This is a genomic window from Agrococcus sp. ProA11 (assembly GCF_039880525.1).
GTDB lineage: Bacteria > Actinomycetota > Actinomycetes > Actinomycetales > Microbacteriaceae > Agrococcus > Agrococcus chionoecetis.
Map to the genome: position 1 here is coordinate 2,214,433 of NZ_CP156989.1, position 17,422 is coordinate 2,231,854.

Consider the following 17,422-nt stretch of genomic DNA (forward strand, 5'->3'; position numbering starts at 1 on the left):
TGATCGACCCTCTCACTAGGACGTCGATCGTCACAGCGCTGGATCGACATCTCCGTCAGATTCTTTCTTCGCGGCCGGCCAGGCGCCGACCGCGAGGTACCAGCCTGCCCCGATCGCGGATGCGGCCACGATGCCCGCGGGCAGGGTGGCGAGCGAGGAGATGGCCGCGCTCAGCAGCAGGAGCAGCAGCGCGCCGATGAGCTGCACGAAGGTGACACGCCGTGATCGGCCCCGCGCGCGCATCCGCAGCGCTCCTCCCGCGAGTGCGCCCGCGCCGGCGACGCCGAGCGTCGAGAGCATGGCGCGCTCGATCCACATCGCGACCCGACTGCCCTCGAGCGGCACCCCGCTGGCGTCGTGGATGATCGCGTCGACCAGCAGCAGCGCCGCCGGGATGAGCGTCGGCAGCACCGCCAGCAGTGCGATCACCCCGAATCGCTCGGCGTGCAGGCGCACGCGATCCCAGGTGGAGCGCACCACGAGCGCCGTGCCACCCAGCGCCAGCACCGCGAGGATTACACCGACGATCGCCGGCACCAGCAGCGCAGCCTGGTCGTCGCAGAGCCACTCGCGCTCGGTGTAGACGCAAGCGAAGCGCAGCCGCTGCTGCAGGAAGCTCGCCGGAGCGAGCGCCGTGAGCGAGCTCGCCACCAGCCCGATGACGAGCAGCCAGAGCGCGGCCGCGCGGGCGGAGCGCTCGCGCGATCTCGGCGGCCTCATGTGCTCATCATCCAGGCTCACGGGCGCCGACGCGAGGGCAGGCGACGATGCGGGGCGCTACTCCCATTCGATGGTGCCCGGCGGCTTCGACGTCACGTCGAGCACCACCCGGTTGACCTCTTCGACCTCGTTCGTGATGCGGTTGGAGATGCGCGCGAGCACGTCGTACGGCAGTCGCGTCCAGTCGGCCGTCATCGCATCCTCGGAGGAGACGGGGCGCAGCACCACCGGGTGGCCGTAGGTGCGGCCGTCGCCCTGCACGCCCACGGAGCGCACGTCGGCGAGGAGCACCACGGGGCACTGCCAGATCTCGCCGTCGAGGCCGGCCGCCGTCAGCTCCTCGCGGGCGATCGCATCGGCACGGCGCAGGGTGTCGAGGCGATCCTCCGTGACCTCGCCGATGATGCGGATGCCGAGGCCGGGCCCCGGGAACGGCTGGCGGCCGACGATGACCTCCGGCAGGCCGAGCTCACGGCCGATGGCCCGCACCTCGTCCTTGAACAGCGCGCGCAGCGGCTCGATGAGCTGGAACTGCAGGTCGTCCGGCAGCCCGCCCACGTTGTGGTGGCTCTTGATGTTGGCCGTGCCGGTGCCGCCGCCCGATTCGACGACATCCGGGTAGAGGGTGCCCTGCACGAGCCAGCGGATCGGCTCGCCCTCGGACGCGGCCTCCGCGGCCAGCTCGCGCTCGGCCTGCTCGAACACGCGGATGAACTCGCGCCCGATGATCTTGCGCTTGGTCTCGGGGTCGGTGACGCCGGCCAGCGCCGACATGAACCGCTCGCGCGCATCGACCGTGACGAGCCGCACGCCGGTGGAGGCGACGTAGTCCTGCTGCACCTGCTCGCGCTCGTCCTGCCGCAGCAGGCCGTGGTCGACGAAGATGCACACGAGCTGGTCACCGACCGCCTCGTGCACGAGCGCTGCGGCGACCGCGGAGTCGACGCCGCCGGAGAGCCCGCAGATGACGCGGTCGGAGCCGACCTGCTCGCGGATGCGCTCGACCTGCTCCTCGATGATGTTGCCCGCGTCCCAGTCCCCCGGCAGTCCCGCGATGTCGTGCAGGAACGATTCCAGCACGCGCTGGCCGTGCTCGGAGTGCTTGACCTCCGGGTGCCACTGCACGCCGGCCAGCTTCCGCTCCCGGTGCTCGAACGCGGCGACCGGGGTGTCGGCGGTGGTGGCGAGCACCGTGAAGCCCTCGGGAGCCTCCGCGACCGAGTCGCCGTGGCTCATCCACACCGTCTGCGCGCCCGGCTGCCCGTCGAGCAGCGAGCCGTGCGCATCCACCGTCATCGACGTGGAGCCGTACTCGCGGTTGCCGGTCTTCGCGACCGTGCCGCCGAGCTGCGCGGCCATCACCTGGAAGCCGTAGCAGATGCCGAAGGTGGGGATGCCGAGCTCGAGGATGCCCTCATCGAGCCGCGGGGCGCCCTCGGCGTAGACGCTGGAGGGGCCGCCCGAGAGCACGATCGCGGCCGGGGCCTTGGCGCGCACCTCGTCGGCGGTGATCGTCGACGGCACGATCTCGCTGTAGACATCGGCCTCCCGCACGCGACGCGCGATGAGCTGCGCGTACTGCGCGCCGAAGTCGACCACGAGCACGGGTCGCTGAGCAGTGTCGGACATCAGGACTCCCGGGTGGCGGATGCAGGGGCGGATGCGCTGTCCCGGGCGGCCTTCTCGGCCTCCAGTCGAGCGACGTCGGCGAGCGCGGTGCGGTGCATCGGCACCTCGACGAAGAAGGAGAGGAAGGGCACGACGCCGCCGAGCGCCATGGCGATGAGGCGCGTGAAGGGCCAGCGCAGCTTGCTCCAGAGGCGGAAGCTCGCGAGCAGGTAGACGACGTAGATCCATCCGTGCGCGATCAGGATCGCGAGCGAGATGTTGAAGCCGTCGCCGAGCGAGACGATCTCGCAGCCCATCCCGCCTGGCACGAACAGCGAGAACCACTGGCAGCCCTCACCGGGCACGACCGGCTGCAGCGAGAGCGGGCCGCCCGAGCCGCCGGCGAAGAGCTCGACGTGCGTCGGCGAGTACTTCAGCACCATCTCGGCCACCAGCAGCAGCAGGAAGCTGCCCGTCACCCACGACATGACGCGGTAGAAGGTGATCGCGGAGCGGATCTGCGGCAGCTGGTCGATAGGGCGGGGCACGGGTGCCAGTCTATCGGCGAGGCTCGTCGCCGGATGCCGAGGCGGTCGCCGCGGCGGCTTCGGCATCCTCGAGCGCCTCGACCTCGCGCTCGTACGCGTCCTTCACGAGTCGGTACCAGAGGTAGAACGCGAACAGCATGAACGCGACCCACTCGATGGCGTAGAAGACGTTCAGCCAGTTGAGCTGCGTGTCGGTGACGGGCCGCATCGACACGATCGGCTCCGCGCCGGCGACGAGGGCGCCGGATGCGGCTGCCGACGCCTCGTCGAGGATCGCGTACGACCCGAAGACCAGGCCGTTGTACTCGTCCCACTCGTTGATGAGGGCGGCGACGCTCATCGCTTCGCTGGTGCCGCTCCGGATGTCGCCCTGGGTCGGCGCCTCGGTCGGCATCAGCCGCCCGACCAGATCGACCGAGCCATCGGCCGTCGCGGAGAGCTGCGCGACGAGCGCCTCGGCAGCGGCATGATCGGCGACCCACGACAGCGCGACCGGCAGCGACGCGCGCTCGCCCTCGGCGTGGTCGATGAGCACACGACCGATCACCCAGGTGCCGCTCTCGCCGTGCTGCTTGCGCCCCTCGAGCAGATCGAAGTCCTCCGCCACCCAGGTGCCGGAGAAGGAGACCATGCGGCCGCCCGCCTCGGTCGTGAGCGTGGATCCGGGCTCGGCGACAGTCAGGAGCGGCACTGCGGTCTCGGTGTCGCGCTCGTCGCTCTGCCCCTGCTCCACGGCCCGCTCGATCTGCCACTGGCCGAGCAGCGCGAACACGGCCGCGACGGCGATGCAGAGCACGAGCACGCCGATCCACTTCGGTCGCGTCGCGATCGAGCGGAAGGAGGGGTGCGGGGTGCTCATGGGCACCTCCAGCCTATCGACCGGAGGTGCCCACGTCGCCGCCTAGGAGCTGGCGGGCTCCGGGCGGGTGCGCACCGTGTCGGCCGTCGGCAGCGCGTTCAGCGGCACGATCTCCGGGGCCTCGAGCCGTGCGCGGTCTGCCGACTCGTCGTCCGGCAGCTCCTGGCTCTGCAGCTCGGCAGCCACGCGCTTGTTGTAGGTGTTGACCTCCTGCTCGATGCGCGCATCGTCCCAGCCGAGCACGTCCGCCATGATGCGAGCGGCCACCGGGGCCGCTGCCACGCCGCGGTCCCACGCCTCGATCGAGATGCGGGTGCGACGAGCGAGCACGTCGTCGAGGTGCAGCGCGCCCTCGTGCGTGCATGCGTAGCGCACCTCCGCGCCGATGTAGTCGTCGGCGCCCGGCAGCGGCTCCGCCAGCTTCGGGTCCTGCCGGATCATGTCCAGCAGCTCATCCGTGGAGACGCCGAAGCGGTTCAGCAGGTGCTCGACGCGGTGCTTGTGGATGCCGAACGCGCGCGCGATCTTCGCTCGCTTGTTCCACGCGGCGCGGTAGCCGGTCGCGCCCAGCAACGGGATCTGCTCGGTGCAGGACGGCGCGAACTTGCCGTCGATGGCGCTCACGGCCTCGTCGATCGCATCCTTGGCCATGACCCGGTAGGTCGTCCACTTGCCGCCCGCGACGAGCACGAGGCCCGGCACCGTGTGCGAGACGTGGTGCTCGCGCGACAGGTTGGCGGTGGACCCGCCGTCGCCCGCGGCGAGCAGCGGCCGCAGCCCTGCGTAGACGCCCTCGACATCGGCGCGCGTGAGCTTCATCGCGAGCACCCGATTGACGTTGTCGAGGATGTAGTCGATGTCGGCCGCCGTCGCCGCCGGGTGCGCCTTGTCGAGCTCCCAGTCGGTGTCGGTCGTCCCGATGATCCAGTGCCGGCCCCACGGGATGACGAAGAGCACGCTCTTCTCGGTGCGCAACAGCAGACCCATCTCCGAGTGGAAGCGGTCGCGCGGCACCACCAGGTGGACGCCCTTCGAGGCGCGCACCTTGAACTCCCCGCGCTCGCCGACCATCGCCTGCGTCTCGCCGGTCCAGACGCCCGTGGCGTTCACGACCTGCTTCGCGCGGATCTCGAACTGCTCGCCGGTCTCGTAGTCGTGCGCCTGCACGCCCACGACGCGCTCGCCGACCTTCAGGAAGCCCTCCGCGCGCACGCGGCTCGCGACATGCGCGCCGTAGAACGATGCGGTGCGAGCGAGCTCTGCCACGTAGCGGGCGTCGTCCACCTGCGCGTCGTAGTAGGTGAGCCCGCCCACGAAGGCGTTCTCGTCCAGCGAGGGGATCTGCTTCAGCACCTGCTTCTTGCTCAGGTGCTTGTGCATGGGCACGCCCGGCTTCATGAAGCCGGTGTAGCTGAACAGATCGTAGAGCGCCATGCCCGCGCCGATGTAGGCGCGCTCGACCACGGGGGTCTCCAGCGGGTAGAGGAAGCGCACCGGCTTCACCAGGTGCGGCGCCAGCCGCTGCATGAGCAGCCCGCGTTCGAGCAGCGCCTCGCGCACCAGACCGAAGTTCAGCTGCTCCAGGTAGCGGATGCCGCCGTGGATGAGCTTCGAAGAGCGGCTCGAAGTGCCGGAGGCGAAGTCGCGCGCCTCGATGAGGCCGACGCGCAGGCCGCGGGTGACGGCGTCGAGCGCCGCTCCGGCGCCGACGATGCCGCCGCCGATCACGAGCACATCGACCTCGCGGTCGCGCATCGACGAGATCGCCGCAGCGCGCTCCTCGGGGCCGAGCTTCCTCGACCGACTCACATTGTTGGTGGTCTCAGCCATGGATCCTCCTTCAGTGCGGCCCGATTCGGGCGGTCTAGCGTGGCGGGTTCGCCTCGACGACGACGTCGATCCGCTGGAACTCCTTGAGGTCCTTGTAGCCGGTGGTCGACATCGCCTTGCGCAGCGCGCCCATGATGTTCGCCGTCCCATCCGCGACGGGCGACGGGCCGTTGAGGACCACATCGAGCGCGCCGACCTGGTCGACCTGCACGCGGTTGCCGCGCGGCAGCTTCTGGTTGTGGGCTTCCGGGCCCCAGTGCCAGCCGCGCCCCGGGGCGTCCGTGGCGCGAGCGAGCGCGGTGCCGAGCATGACACCGTCGGCGCCGCATGCGAGCGACTTCACGATCTGCCCGGAGGTGCCGAGCGAGCCGTCGGCGATCACGTGGACGTAGCGACCGCCCGACTCGTCGAGGTAGTCGCGGCGCGCGGCGGCGACGTCGCTCACCGCGGTCGCCATCGGTGCGGCGACGCCGAGCACGCGCTCGCTCGTGGAGGCCGCGCCACCGCCGAAGCCGACGAGCACGCCCGCGGCACCGGTGCGCATGAGGTGCAGCGCGGCGGTGTAGGTGACGACACCGCCGACCACGACGGGCACGTCGAGCTCGTAGATGAACTGCTTGAGGTTGAGGGGGGCGCTCGCGTCGGCCGACACGTGCTCGGCGCTCACCGTCGCACCGCGGATGACCATCAGGTCGACGCCGGCGGCGAGCACGGTCTCGTAGTGCTCCTGCACCGCCTGCGGGCTGAGGCTGCCGGAGACGACGACGCCCGCGTCGCGGATCTGCGCGAGGCGATCCCGGATGAGCTCGGGCTTGATGGGTTCCGCGTAGATCTCGCGCATGCGGCTGGTCGCCTCGACGGCGGGCAGCGTCGCGATCTCGGCGAGCAGCGGCTCGGGGTCGTCGTAGCGGGTCCAGACGCCCTCGAGGTTCAGCACGCCGAGGCCGCCAGCCCGGCCGAGCGCGATCGCGGTCGCCGGGCTCATGACCGAGTCCGTCGGCGCACCCAGCACCGGGATCTCGAACTTGAACGCGTCGATCTGCCACTGCAGCGACACCAGATCGCTGTCGCGCGTGCGGCGCGAGGGAACGATGCTGATGTCGTCGAAGCCATATCCCAAGCGGGCTCGCTTGCTGCGGCCGATCTCGATCTCCGTCACGCTGCCAGCCTATCCCCGAGCGATCGGCACTTCACCCAGGTTCATCGGCTGGGAGGCCGTCGCCTGCACCGCCGCGGCGGCCGTCCGCTCAGAGCAGGCGCTCGATCCGCTCCAGCGCAGTCTCGAGCTCCTGCCGCACGGCGGCCGCCCGCGCAGGGCTCATGTGCTCGCCGTGATCGCGGCGCACCGCCTGGCGCAACCGCTGCCGGAAGTCACTGAGCGCCAGATCGACCTCGTGGACCGCCAGCCGGCTCGCGGTCGGATCCGGCGCGGTCGGGGCCGGCTCGCCCGCGCCCTGCTCGCTCGACCGGCTCGGGCGACGCGTGCTCGATCGCGCGTCGCGCTCCGCGGCCGCCAGCTCGGCGCGCAGCGTCTGCATGGCCGACTGCACGCCCTCCCGCACATCCGAGGCCAGGCGGCGCACCGAATCCGTGATCTCCTCCTCCAGCGCGTGCAGCTCACCCTCGCGTCGGCGCAGCTCGGCGCGACCCGCGTCGGTGATCTCGTAGGTGGTCCGGCGCCCATCGACCGTCTTGGTGACGAGGCCCTCCTCCTCGAGCTTCGCGAGCCGCGGATAGATGGTGCCGGCGCTGGGCGAATAGGTGCCGCCGAAGCGATGCTCGAGCGCCTGCATGAGCTCGTAGCCGTGGCGCGGGGCTTCGGCGAGCAGGCTCAGCAGGTACAGCCGCAGCGCTCCGTGCCCGAAGACCGGCGTCATGCCTGGCGCCTGACCAGCGTCACGTTGCCTGAGACGGTGCTGGCGCTGAAGTCGACGGGATGCTCGCCCGCGATCACCTCGCGACCGCCGCGCTTCGGCATCGCGATGCCGGCGATCGAGCCGCGCCCGGAGACCGTGCGCGTCGTGGCGTTGACACCCTGGCCGGCATCCACGCGCACCGTCACGTCGCCGGAGACCGAATTGGCGCTGATGCTGCGTGGCGCACCGTGCAGATCGAGCAGCACCTCACCGCTGACGGTGTCGATGCCGACCACGTCGAGCGCCCCGGATGCCGCCACCCCCGCCGACACCGCGTGCACCGAGAGCCGACCCGAGCCGCCCGAGATCTCGAGGTCGCCGGAGACGGTGTTGAGGTCGAGGTCGCCCGTGTGCGACTCGACCTGGATCGGCCCGGAGACGGTGCTGAGGCTCGCGCGGCTGCGCAGTCCCGAGACGAGCGCGGATGCCGTGACCTGGCCGAGCGACACCGCCACCTGCCTGGGAACGACGATGCTCAGCTCGACCCTGGCGCGCACGCCCACGAGCGCCTTCACCGACTCCCAGACGTCATCCCAGCTGACCCTCGGATGCGAGATCGAGAGGCGCCCTTGCTCGAGGGCGACCGTGAGGTCGCGTCCCTCGACGCGGTGCACCTCGACCCGCGCGGTCGGCTCGTCGTGCGCCACGATGTCGACGCTGCCTCCGACGATGCCGACGCGCAGCGCGGTCACGGCATCCAGGTCGATGACGCGGCTCTGCCCCTCGGTGATCGTCCAGCGCTCGGTGATGACGTCGGCGCCGGATGCCGCTGCGCCCGAGGCGCTGCGCGGCGTCCCCTGGCTCGCATCAGCCTGTCGGCCGCGCACCAGGTCGTCGCCGCCTGTCTGTTCCCACTGCTCGTCCATGGTGCTCCCTCGCCCCGATCCGCGGCCATGTCGACCGTCATACGCGATATATCGCGTTCTCGTCGCTCACGATATATCGCGTCTCCCCGCCCCGCAAGCCCCAGCGCCGACGCTGCCGCCGACCGGCGCGCTGGTGCCCGAGCGTTGCGCTGGTGCCCGAGCGGTGCGCTGGTGCCCGAGCGGTGCCGGCACGCCAGCCCCGGTCGGGCGGAACGGCACTGCTCACAGGCAGCATCGCGGCGAGCGCAACCTCGCTCTCCACAGCACCCGCCACGGGTGCCGCGCGGAGCCTGCCGGTGCGCCAGGGTGCGCCCATGCCGATCGACATCCTCCGCTCCGACGGCGACGAGCCGCTGCGACTCCGCCGTGACGCCTCGATGCTGCGCCTCCGGCGCGGTGCCTACGTCGATCGGGCGAGCTTCGAGGCGCTGCCGGAGGATGACCGGCACGCGGTGCTGGTGCGCGCCGTCGCGGCCTCGCGGCCCGGCGCGGTCTTCGCTCGCGAATCCGCACTCGCCCTCGCCCGCCTGCCGCATGGTCGCCCTGGGGCGGTGTTCACCATCGGCGACCCGCGCGCATCAGGGCGCCGCCACGGCGTCGTCAATGCGCAGAGCCCCATCGCCGACGTTGACGTGCTCGTCGAGGACGGCATCGCGCGCTGCACCCCGGCCTACGCGCTCGCGCATCTGGCGCGCGTCGGGCGCCAGGTCGACGCGGTCGGCGCCCTCGACGCGGCATTGCACCATCGGATCGTCACGAAGGACGAGGTGACGGATGCGCTCACGCGTCAGGGCCCTCGGGGGCAGCGGCGGGCCGCATGGGTGGTGGCGTTCGCCGACGCGCTGGCCGAATCAGTGGGCGAGTCCTTCAGCCGCGTGCAGCTGCACCGGTTGGGTGCGCCCGCGCCGCTGCTGCAGGTTCGCGTGCAGACGCGCCTCGGACCTCGCTTCCCCGACTTCCTGTGGGAGCGGCCCGGCAAGCGCCCGCTGGGAGGCGAGTTCGACGGCGCGTGGAAGTACGGCGTGATCGCCGACGCGAACGGGGTGCAGCCCGTGGACGCGGTGATCCGCGAGAAGCGGCGGGAGGATGCGCTGCGCGAGCACATCGACACGCTCCACTGGATGTGGGATCACGTCATGCGGCCGCGGCAGCTGGGCGCCATGCTCGCGCAGGCCCACATCCCGGTGCGTGCCACGCTGCTCCCCGGCTGGTGACGCCGCGCCGAGCGCTGCGGTCGGCGACTGGTGCGGCTGCGCCCGACCGGTGCGGGCACGCCAGCACCGGTCGGGCGCAACCGCACTGGTCAGCACCGGAGCGCGCACGACCGCGCCCGGGCGCGCCAGCGCAGGGGCGCGCCGCGCTCAGCGTCGGTAGTTCGGGGCCTCCACGACCATCTGGATGTCGTGGGGGTGCGACTCCTTGAGTCCGGCAGCGGTGATCTGCACGAAGCGCCCCTTGGCCTGCAGCTCCTCGATGGTGCGCGCGCCGGTGTAGAACATCGACTGCCGCAGCCCGCCGACGAGCTGATAGGCGACGGTGCCGAGCGGCCCGCGGTAGGGCACCTGGCCCTCGATGCCCTCGGCGATCAACTGCTCGTCGCTCGGCACATCCGCCTGGAAGTAGCGGTCGCGCGAGTACGAGGTCTTCTTGCCGCGCGTCTGCATCGCGCCGAGCGAGCCCATGCCCCGGTAGGTCTTGTACTGCTTGCCGTTGACGAGCACCAGGTCGCCGGGGCTCTCGTTCGTGCCGGCCAGCAGCGAGCCGAGCATCACCGAGGAGGCGCCGGCGACCATCGCCTTGGCGATGTCTCCCGAGTACTGCAGTCCGCCATCGGCGATGATCGGGATGTCGGTGCCCGCGTCATGCGCGGCCCGCGCGGCATCGTAGATGGCCGTCACCTGCGGGACGCCAACGCCCGAGACCACCCGCGTGGTGCAGATCGAGCCGGGCCCGACGCCCACCTTCACGGCGTCGACGCCAGCTTCGATGAGCGCCTTCGCGCCCTCGTAGGTCGCCACGTTGCCGCCGATGATGTCGATGCCGGCGAAGCGCTCGTCGCCTTTCAGCGCCTGCACCATGTCGAGCACGCCCTGGCTCTCGCCGTTCGCGGTGTCGACGACGATCACGTCGACACCTTCTGCCGCGAGCGCGACGGCGCGATCGAAGGCGTCGCCGAAGAATCCGATGGCGGCGCCGACGCGCAGGCGACCGTGTGCATCCTTCGTCGCGTTCGGGTACTGCTCGACCTTGTCGAAGTCCTTGACGGTGATGAGTCCGCCGAGACGGCCCTGCTCATCGACGAGCGGCAGCTTCTCCAGCTTCGTCTGCTCGAAGATCTTGAACGCCTCCTCGCGGGAGATGCCGATCGGAGCGGTCTTGAGCGGCGACGGCGTCATCACGTCGCGCACGAGCGTGGTCGCGAACTCGTCGCGTGGCACGAAGCGCATGTCGCGATTCGTGACGATGCCGACGAGCACGCCGGTCTCGTCGACGACCGGAAGTCCCGAGACCTTGAACTCGCCGCAGACGCGGTCGACGTCCTCGATCGTGGCGTCGGCCGTGGTCGTCAGCGGATCGGTGATCATCCCCGACTCGGAGCGCTTCACGCGGTCGACGATCGCGGCCTGATCGGCGATCGAGAGATTGCGGTGCACGATGCCGATGCCGCCCTGGCGCGCCATCGCGATCGCCATGCGATCCTCGGTGACGGTGTCCATGGCGCTCGAGATGAGCGGGATGGAGAGGCGGATGCCGCGTGAGAGCCGCGTGCCGGTGTCGGCCTCGGAAGGGATCACGTCCGTCCGGCCCGGCAGCAGCATGACGTCGTCGTAGGTCAGGCCCACGGGCCCGAAGGGGTTGCGCATCTCCATCGCTTCCATCGTATCTATTCGGTAACGGTCCCGCGTAATCCTGGCGAACTTGGGGCAGCCCACCCCGAAATGGGCGAGGAAGGCCGGTCCCGGCCGCTACTGTGTCCCCACCGATGTAACGGGCACGATGCACGCGGCATTCCCCCGGGCAGTGCTGCCCCACAACATGGAGGACATGTGAAGACGTCCAGCAGACCTCGACGGAGGGGCATGCGGCAAGCGATCGCCGTGGCCCTGGCCGTGATGGGCATGGTTGCCGGCGGAACGACAGCGGCGATGGCCGCCTCGCTCCCCGCCGCCGACACCCCCGACCAGTTCACCTTCCAGGGCGTCATCCGAGACGGCCAGACGCCGCTCGAGGGCGTGGAGATCACGGTCTCCGGCAACGGCGCAGAGGAGACCGCGGCCACCGACGCCGCGGGCGAGTGGTCCATCGGCGTCGCCGACCCCGGCACGTACACGGTGACGATCAACACCGAGACGCTGCCCGACGGCATCACCCTGCGCGACCCCGAGTTCGAGAGCCGTGAGTTCACGACCGGCAGCACGAGCCAGATCGGCGTGCTGTTCCCCTTCGACTCGAGCGGCGCCACCGGCGGGACCGGCGGCACGGGCGGCACGGATGCGGGCACCGGCGGCACGGATCCGGCAACGGGCGGCACGAGCACCGGCTCGGAGCCGGGCAGCGCGACCGCCACCACGAGCGCTGGCGACTTCGGCTCCGCCGTACTGGCGCGCACCATCTCGGGCATCAGCTTCGGCCTGCTGCTGGCACTGGCGGCGATCGGCATCACGCTGATCTTCGGCACCACCGGCGTCAACAACTTCGCGCATGGCGAGCTGCTCACCTTCGGCGGCGTGGTCTTCTACGCCACCACCACGCTGGTGGACTGGCCGGTCTGGATCGCGGTGATCGCGACGCTGGCCGCCTCCGCGGCGATCGGCTGGATGCACGACTGGGCGGTCTTCAAGCCGCTGCGCAAGCGCGGCGTCGGCCTGGTGCAGGTGCTCATCGTGACGATCGGTCTCTCGATCGGCCTGCGCTACTTCTTCCAGTTCCTGATCGGTGGCGGCATCCTCGGCCTCTCGGTCCCCCGCGGCGACGTCGTGAAGGTCGGCGGGGTGTTCATGACCACCGCCGACATCGTCAGCATGGCGATCGCCATCGTCGTGCTCGTCGCGGTCGGGCTCTTCCTGACGCGCACGCGGATCGGCAAGGCGACCCGCGCCGTGAGCGACAACTCCTCGCTCGCCGCCGCGTCCGGCATCGACGTCGACAAGATCATCCGCATCGTCTGGGTGATGGCGGGCCTGCTCACGGGCGGTGCCGGCATCCTCTACACCTACTTCATCGGCGCCAACATCAAGTGGGACGTGGGCTTCACGATCCTGCTGCTGCTGTTCGCCAGCGTCACGCTCGGCGGTCTGGGCAGCGCGTTCGGTGCACTCGTGGGCGCGGTGATCGTCGGACTGGTGACGGAGCTGTCCACGCTCTGGATCGCTCCCGACCTGCGATACGCCGTCGCGCTGCTGGTGCTGATCCTGGTGCTGCTGCTGCGACCGCAGGGCATCCTCGGTCGCAAGGAAAGGGTTGGCTGACATGGACATCCTCGCCATTCTGAGCAATGCCGCCAGCGAGATCCTCTCGCCCACCACCGCGGCGTTCGCGCTCGCGACCATCGGCCTGAACATCCACTTCGGCTACTCCGGGCTGCTGAACTTCGGGCAGGCGGGCTTCATGGCCGTCGGCGCGTACACGTTCGCGATCTTCACGATGATGGTCGACCCGACCGCCAACTGGGGCTGGCCCGTCGGGCTCTCGTTCCTGACGGCGATCCTGCTGGCCGTGGTCGCATCGGTGATCTTCGGCCTGATCCTCGGCATCCCGACGCTGCGGCTCCGCGGCGACTACCTCGCCATCGTGACGATCGCCGCAGCGGAGATCATCCGCTTCACGGTTCGCACGCAGGATCTCACGAGCATCACGGGCGGCTCGCAGGGACTCCGCGGTCAGGACTACAAGGGCGACGTCTCGGCGCTGAACCCGCTGACGGGCTCCACCTACGGCTTCGGTCCGTGGACCGCGACCGCGTACGACACCTGGGTGCGCCTCCTCGCCTGGTCGCTCGTGATCGTCGCCCTCGTGGTCGTCTGGCTGCTCATGCGCAGCCCCTGGGGCCGTGTCCTGAAGGGCATCCGTGAGGATGAGGATGCCGTGCGCTCGCTCGGCAAGAACGTCTACAGCTACAAGATGCAGGCGCTCATCCTGGGAGGCACGATGGGCGCGCTCGCAGGCATCATGTTCGTGCTGCCACGAGCCGTGCAGCCCGACAACTTCGCCACCACCATGACGTTCTACATCTGGACGGCGCTGCTGCTCGGTGGCGCGGCGACGGTCTTCGGCCCGCTGCTGGGCTCGGTGCTCTTCTGGGTCCTGCTGTCGTTCACCGGCGGCATCCTCTCCGGCCTGCAGTCCATCGGCGCGTTCGGCGAGATGACCGGCACGCAGGCCGGCCAGCTGCGCTTCGTCCTCGTCGGACTGGCGCTGATGCTCCTGGTCGTCTTCAGACCACAGGGCATCCTCGGCAACAAGAAGGAGCTCTCGTTCCATGTCTGAGTCCACCACAGCCACGGCCACCCATCCGCTCGTCGACGGTGTCGTCGAGCCGGGATGCAAGAAGGTCGACCCGATCGTCGTCGCCGACGGCGTCATCCGGCAGTTCGGCGGCCTCACCGCCGTCGACGTCGAGCACGTCGAGATTCCCCGCGGCGCGATCACCGCGCTCATCGGCCCGAACGGTGCGGGCAAGACGACGTTCTTCAACCTGCTCACCGGCTTCGACCGCCCGAACAAGGGCAAGTGGTCGTTCGAGGGCCAGTCGCTCGCGCACGTGCCGAGCCACAAGGTCGCGCGCCGCGGCATGGTGCGCACCTTCCAGCTGACGAAGTCGCTCGGCCGCCTGACCGTGCTGCAGAACATGCTGCTCGGCGCCCGCGACCAGCGGGGCGAGGGCATCTTCGCGGCGCTCATCCGGCCGCTCTGGAAGGCGCAGGAGGAAGCGAACGTCGTGCGCGCCGACTCGCTGCTCGCACGCTTCAAGCTCGACACCAAGCGGGAGGACTACGCGGCCTCGCTCTCGGGCGGCCAGCGCAAGCTGCTCGAGATGGCGCGAGCCCTCATGAGCGAGCCGACGCTCGTCATGCTCGACGAGCCGATGGCCGGCGTCAACCCGGCGCTGACGCAGTCGCTGCTCGACCACGTCCGTGGGCTGAAGGACGACGGCATGACCGTGCTCTTCGTCGAGCACGACATGCACATGGTGCGCCACATCTCCGACTGGGTGATCGTGATGGCCGAGGGCAAGATCGTCGCCGAGGGACCGCCCGAGACCATCATGCAGAACCAGGCCGTCGTCGATGCGTACCTCGGCGCGCACCACGACACCGACCTGGGAACGCTGACCAACCAGCAGGTCACGCAGATCCACGAGGATGCCGACGTCGAGACGCACGCCGACGGCAGCGCACACACCGACGGCGACTCGCACGCGGAGCACGCGGACGCCGGCTCCCATGCCGCGGACGACAGGGATGCTGCCCACGCGGATCCCGCGACGCCCACACAGCCGGACGCAGACCACACGGCGACCGACAACCCGGAGGGCCAGCGATGACCACCACCCCCGTCCTGGAGACGAAGGACCTCGTCGCCGGCTACCTGCCCGGCGTCAACATCCTCAACGGCTGCTCGATCGTCGCGAACCAGGGTGACCTGATCGGCATCATCGGCCCGAACGGCGCCGGCAAGTCGACGCTGCTGAAGGCCGTGTTCGGCCAGGTCCAGGTGCGCGGCGGCGAGATCCTGCTGCACGGCGAGGAGATCAGCGGGCTCAAGGCCGACAAGCTGGTCGGCAAGGGCGTCGGCATGGTGCCGCAGAACAACAACGTGTTCCCCTCGCTGACCATCGAGGAGAACCTGGAGATGGGGCTGTTCCAGCAGCCGAAGCTCTTCAAGGAGCGCTTCGACTTCGTGGGAGGGCTCTTCCCCGAGCTCGTCTCCCGCCGCAAGCAGCGGGCCGGCAGCCTCTCCGGTGGTGAGCGCCAGATGGTCGCCATGGGCCGCGCGCTCATGATGGACCCCTCCGTGCTGCTGCTCGACGAGCCGAGCGCCGGCCTCAGCCCGGTGCGTCAGGACGAGACGTTCCTGCGCGTCGCCGAGATCAACAGCCACGGCGTGACCATCGTGATGGTGGAGCAGAACGCTCGCCGCTGCCTGCAGATCTCGCACCGCGCATACGTGCTCGACCAGGGCACGGATGCGTACACCGGCACGGGCCGCGAGATGCTGAACGACCCCAAGGTCATCCAGCTCTACCTCGGCACACTCGCGACCGACGTCGAGGAGAAGGCGAAGACGGACGCGCAGCCGACCGTCGACCCGCTGGCCGAATAGCTCGCACGCCGAAGGCCCCGCTCTCTCCTGGAGGGCGGGGCCTTCGCCGTTCGCACCCGGTGCGCCCTCGCGGGCCGGTGCGCTTCCGCGGGCCGGGGCGCTCCGCCCGAGCGGTGCGCTTCCGCCCGAGTGGTGCTGGCGCGCCAGCCCCGCTCAGGCGCACCAGCACAAGTCGCGGGCCAGCGCGGCGGCCGCGGGCGCGAACGTGCGCGCGATCGGGCCTGCGGGGGCGAGGGGAGCCCGACGCGTGAGCGGTGCACTTCCGCCCGAGTGGTGCCGGCGCGCCAGCCCCACTCAGGCACATCAGCACCAGTCGGCGACGGTCGCGGCGCGGGCCGCGCGGGCGGGGCGGCGGCGGATGCGGTGCCGCGGCGGATGCGGGACGGCGGCGGAGGCGGGGCGGTGGCGGATGCGCGGGAGCACGCGAAGAGGGCCCGGCCGAAGCCGAGCCCTCTCGCGTGCGGGGTCAGGTCACTCGTTGAGCGAGCCGAACTCCGTGCGGACGAAGCTGTACTGGTTGTCGGCACCGTACTGGAAGATGCCGATGTACGCCTCGGTCGGGTCACCGTTCTCGTCGAACGTGATCGGGCCGGAGACACCGTCGTAGTCGATGTCCTCGCCCTCCTCGAGCAGCGCCAGGCAGTCCTCGATGGACTCGCACTTGGTACCGCCCTCCGAGACCGACTGCATGTTCTCGCGGATCGTGTCCGAGTCGGGGCTGCCGCCCTGCACCGCGGCGAGCGCGGCGAGCACGACTGCGTCATACGACTCGGGGCCGTAGGAGAAGTCCTCCAGGTCCGGGTCGACCTCGAGCAGACGCTCGCGGAACGTGTCATCGGCGGGGTTGCCGGGCAGCGTGCCCTTCGCGCCGTCGAGCGTGCCCTCGGGGAAGTTGTACGAGTTCGACAGGTTGCCGTCGACGAAGTACATGCCCGCCGGGTCGAAGCCCTGCGTGATGAGCTCCGGCACGATCTGCGCGGTCTCGGCGAACGCGAGGATGCCGATGGCATCCGGGTTGTCAGCCATGACCTCGGAGACCTGGGTGGAGAGGTTCGTGTCACCCGGGTTGTAGAGCGAGCTGGCCGTGACGGTGCCGCCTGCGGCCTCGATCGCCATCGCCGCGTTCTCCTGCAGGCCGGTGCCGTACGGGTCGTTGATGGTGATGAAGCCGACCGTTGCTGCGCCGTCCGCGACCATCAGGTTGCCGAGCACGCGACCCTGGAGCACGTCCGACGGAGCGGTGCGCCAGTAGTAGCCCTCATCCTCGTAGTCGGTGAAGTCGGGCGACGTGTTCGCCGGCGAGATCTGCACGATGCCGGCGTCGATCACCTGGTCGATGAACGTGAACGAGACGCCCGACGACGCTGCGCCGATGATGACATCGGCGCCAGCCGAGACCAGCGTGCTGGTCGACTGCGTGGCGATGTCGGTCTGCGTGTCACCGGAGTCCTGGTGGTTGACCTCGACCGTGTACGGGTAGCCGGCAGCCTCGAGCTCCTGCTGCGCGAGGTCGACAGCCGCGAACTCGGGCGGGCCGAGGAAGGCAAGATTGCCGGTCTGGGGCAGGACCGTGCCGATGTACAGCGTGTCGTCGGACGCGCCCTCATCGGGGCCGTTCGAGCCGTCTGGTGCGGGGGTGCCGCCGCCAGAGCAGGCGGCGAGCAGCAGCACGCCGGCGGTCGCTGCGCCGAGCGCGGCGAACCGGCGGGGGCTGTGCCCCTTGGTGCGAAGGAAGGACTGCATTCTGCTCCT

15 protein-coding genes are annotated in these 17,422 nt (G+C 70.4%); 5 read left to right on the forward strand and 10 right to left on the reverse strand.

Annotated elements, in window-relative coordinates; genetic code table 11:
* Nucleotides 1–30: 30 nt before the first annotated feature.
* The 8 genes from ABG090_RS10570 to ABG090_RS10605 all read right to left on the reverse strand — a co-directional run bounded on the left by ABG090_RS10570 (nucleotide 31) and on the right by ABG090_RS10605 (nucleotide 8,347).
* A complete protein-coding gene (locus tag ABG090_RS10570) occupies nucleotides 31–720 on the reverse strand; it encodes a hypothetical protein (protein WP_347754442.1) in 690 nt (229 codons plus the stop codon).
* A gap of 57 nt (nucleotides 721–777) precedes the next feature.
* Nucleotides 778–2,349: a glutamine-hydrolyzing GMP synthase gene (guaA, locus tag ABG090_RS10575; protein WP_347754443.1), complete on the reverse strand. Its 1,572-nt coding sequence runs from the start codon at nucleotides 2,347–2,349 to the stop codon at nucleotides 778–780.
* Nucleotides 2,349–2,876 (reverse strand): DUF3817 domain-containing protein, encoded by a 528-nt coding sequence (locus ABG090_RS10580; RefSeq protein ID WP_347754444.1) that lies wholly within the window; start codon nucleotides 2,874–2,876, stop codon nucleotides 2,349–2,351. The genes guaA and ABG090_RS10580 overlap by 1 nt, the downstream gene beginning before the upstream one ends.
* Nucleotides 2,877–2,886: 10 nt before the next feature.
* A complete protein-coding gene (locus ABG090_RS10585; protein ID WP_347754445.1) occupies nucleotides 2,887–3,735 on the reverse strand; it encodes an SURF1 family cytochrome oxidase biogenesis protein in 849 nt (282 codons plus the stop codon).
* A gap of 42 nt (nucleotides 3,736–3,777) precedes the next feature.
* Nucleotides 3,778–5,565 carry a glycerol-3-phosphate dehydrogenase/oxidase gene (locus tag ABG090_RS10590; RefSeq protein ID WP_347754446.1) on the reverse strand — a complete coding sequence of 596 codons (1,788 nt, stop codon included), beginning with the start codon at nucleotides 5,563–5,565 and terminating at the stop codon, nucleotides 3,778–3,780.
* A gap of 34 nt (nucleotides 5,566–5,599) precedes the next feature.
* Nucleotides 5,600–6,724 carry a GuaB3 family IMP dehydrogenase-related protein gene (locus ABG090_RS10595; protein WP_347754447.1) on the reverse strand — a complete coding sequence of 375 codons (1,125 nt, stop codon included), beginning with the start codon at nucleotides 6,722–6,724 and terminating at the stop codon, nucleotides 5,600–5,602.
* Between the two features lie 88 nt (nucleotides 6,725–6,812).
* On the reverse strand, nucleotides 6,813–7,442 hold the full coding sequence (locus tag ABG090_RS10600; protein ID WP_347754448.1) for a PadR family transcriptional regulator: 630 nt from the start codon (nucleotides 7,440–7,442) through the stop codon (nucleotides 6,813–6,815).
* The gene (locus tag ABG090_RS10605) at nucleotides 7,439–8,347 is read right to left on the reverse strand and encodes a DUF4097 family beta strand repeat-containing protein (protein WP_347754449.1); all 909 of its coding nucleotides are present in this window, start codon (nucleotides 8,345–8,347) and stop codon (nucleotides 7,439–7,441) included. Before ABG090_RS10605 ends, ABG090_RS10600 begins: the two co-directional genes overlap by 4 nt.
* 314 nt (nucleotides 8,348–8,661) lie before the next feature.
* On the opposite strand from ABG090_RS10605, the gene ABG090_RS10610 reads away from it, so the two are divergent.
* Nucleotides 8,662–9,561, forward strand: coding sequence for a hypothetical protein (locus ABG090_RS10610; protein WP_347754450.1), 900 nt, complete (start codon nucleotides 8,662–8,664; stop codon nucleotides 9,559–9,561).
* Nucleotides 9,562–9,708: 147 nt separating this feature from the next.
* Here the strand turns inward: ABG090_RS10610 and guaB are convergent, their stop codons facing one another.
* Nucleotides 9,709–11,217, reverse strand: a complete 1,509-nt coding sequence (gene guaB, locus ABG090_RS10615) for an IMP dehydrogenase (protein WP_347754451.1) — start codon at nucleotides 11,215–11,217, stop codon at nucleotides 9,709–9,711.
* Nucleotides 11,218–11,427: 210 nt separating this feature from the next.
* On the opposite strand from guaB, the gene ABG090_RS10620 reads away from it, so the two are divergent.
* From ABG090_RS10620 to ABG090_RS10635, 4 genes are read left to right on the forward strand one after another with little or no spacing between them, the layout of a single operon-like run.
* Entirely contained in the window at nucleotides 11,428–12,816 is a 1,389-nt protein-coding gene (locus ABG090_RS10620; protein ID WP_347754452.1) for a branched-chain amino acid ABC transporter permease, read from the forward strand.
* 1 nt (nucleotide 12,817) lies between these two features.
* A complete protein-coding gene (locus ABG090_RS10625) occupies nucleotides 12,818–13,834 on the forward strand; it encodes a branched-chain amino acid ABC transporter permease (RefSeq protein ID WP_347754453.1) in 1,017 nt (338 codons plus the stop codon).
* Nucleotides 13,827–14,891: an ABC transporter ATP-binding protein gene (locus ABG090_RS10630; RefSeq protein ID WP_347754454.1), complete on the forward strand. Its 1,065-nt coding sequence runs from the start codon at nucleotides 13,827–13,829 to the stop codon at nucleotides 14,889–14,891. Before ABG090_RS10625 ends, ABG090_RS10630 begins: the two co-directional genes overlap by 8 nt.
* On the forward strand, nucleotides 14,888–15,670 hold the full coding sequence (locus ABG090_RS10635; protein ID WP_347754455.1) for an ABC transporter ATP-binding protein: 783 nt from the start codon (nucleotides 14,888–14,890) through the stop codon (nucleotides 15,668–15,670). The genes ABG090_RS10630 and ABG090_RS10635 overlap by 4 nt, the downstream gene beginning before the upstream one ends.
* A gap of 471 nt (nucleotides 15,671–16,141) precedes the next feature.
* Here ABG090_RS10635 and ABG090_RS10640 read toward each other — a convergent pair whose 3' ends face one another.
* Nucleotides 16,142–17,413, reverse strand: a complete 1,272-nt coding sequence (locus ABG090_RS10640; protein WP_347754456.1) for an ABC transporter substrate-binding protein — start codon at nucleotides 17,411–17,413, stop codon at nucleotides 16,142–16,144.
* Nucleotides 17,414–17,422 lie beyond the last annotated feature (9 nt).

Coding starts and splice junctions, on each gene's coding strand:
- guaB (WP_347754451.1), bottom strand. CDS start 11,217: ATGGAGATGCGCAACCCCTTCGGGCCCGTGGGCCTGACCTACGACGAC.
- ABG090_RS10600 (WP_347754448.1), bottom strand. CDS start 7,442: ATGACGCCGGTCTTCGGGCACGGAGCGCTGCGGCTGTACCTGCTGAGC.
- ABG090_RS10610 (WP_347754450.1), top strand. CDS start 8,662: ATGCCGATCGACATCCTCCGCTCCGACGGCGACGAGCCGCTGCGACTC.
- ABG090_RS10625 (WP_347754453.1), top strand. CDS start 12,818: ATGGACATCCTCGCCATTCTGAGCAATGCCGCCAGCGAGATCCTCTCG.
- ABG090_RS10630 (WP_347754454.1), top strand. CDS start 13,827: ATGTCTGAGTCCACCACAGCCACGGCCACCCATCCGCTCGTCGACGGT.
- guaA (WP_347754443.1), bottom strand. CDS start 2,349: ATGTCCGACACTGCTCAGCGACCCGTGCTCGTGGTCGACTTCGGCGCG.
- ABG090_RS10585 (WP_347754445.1), bottom strand. CDS start 3,735: ATGAGCACCCCGCACCCCTCCTTCCGCTCGATCGCGACGCGACCGAAG.
- ABG090_RS10620 (WP_347754452.1), top strand. CDS start 11,428: ATGCGGCAAGCGATCGCCGTGGCCCTGGCCGTGATGGGCATGGTTGCC.
- ABG090_RS10640 (WP_347754456.1), bottom strand. CDS start 17,413: ATGCAGTCCTTCCTTCGCACCAAGGGGCACAGCCCCCGCCGGTTCGCC.
- ABG090_RS10635 (WP_347754455.1), top strand. CDS start 14,888: ATGACCACCACCCCCGTCCTGGAGACGAAGGACCTCGTCGCCGGCTAC.
- ABG090_RS10605 (WP_347754449.1), bottom strand. CDS start 8,347: ATGGACGAGCAGTGGGAACAGACAGGCGGCGACGACCTGGTGCGCGGC.
- ABG090_RS10590 (WP_347754446.1), bottom strand. CDS start 5,565: ATGGCTGAGACCACCAACAATGTGAGTCGGTCGAGGAAGCTCGGCCCC.
- ABG090_RS10570 (WP_347754442.1), bottom strand. CDS start 720: ATGAGGCCGCCGAGATCGCGCGAGCGCTCCGCCCGCGCGGCCGCGCTC.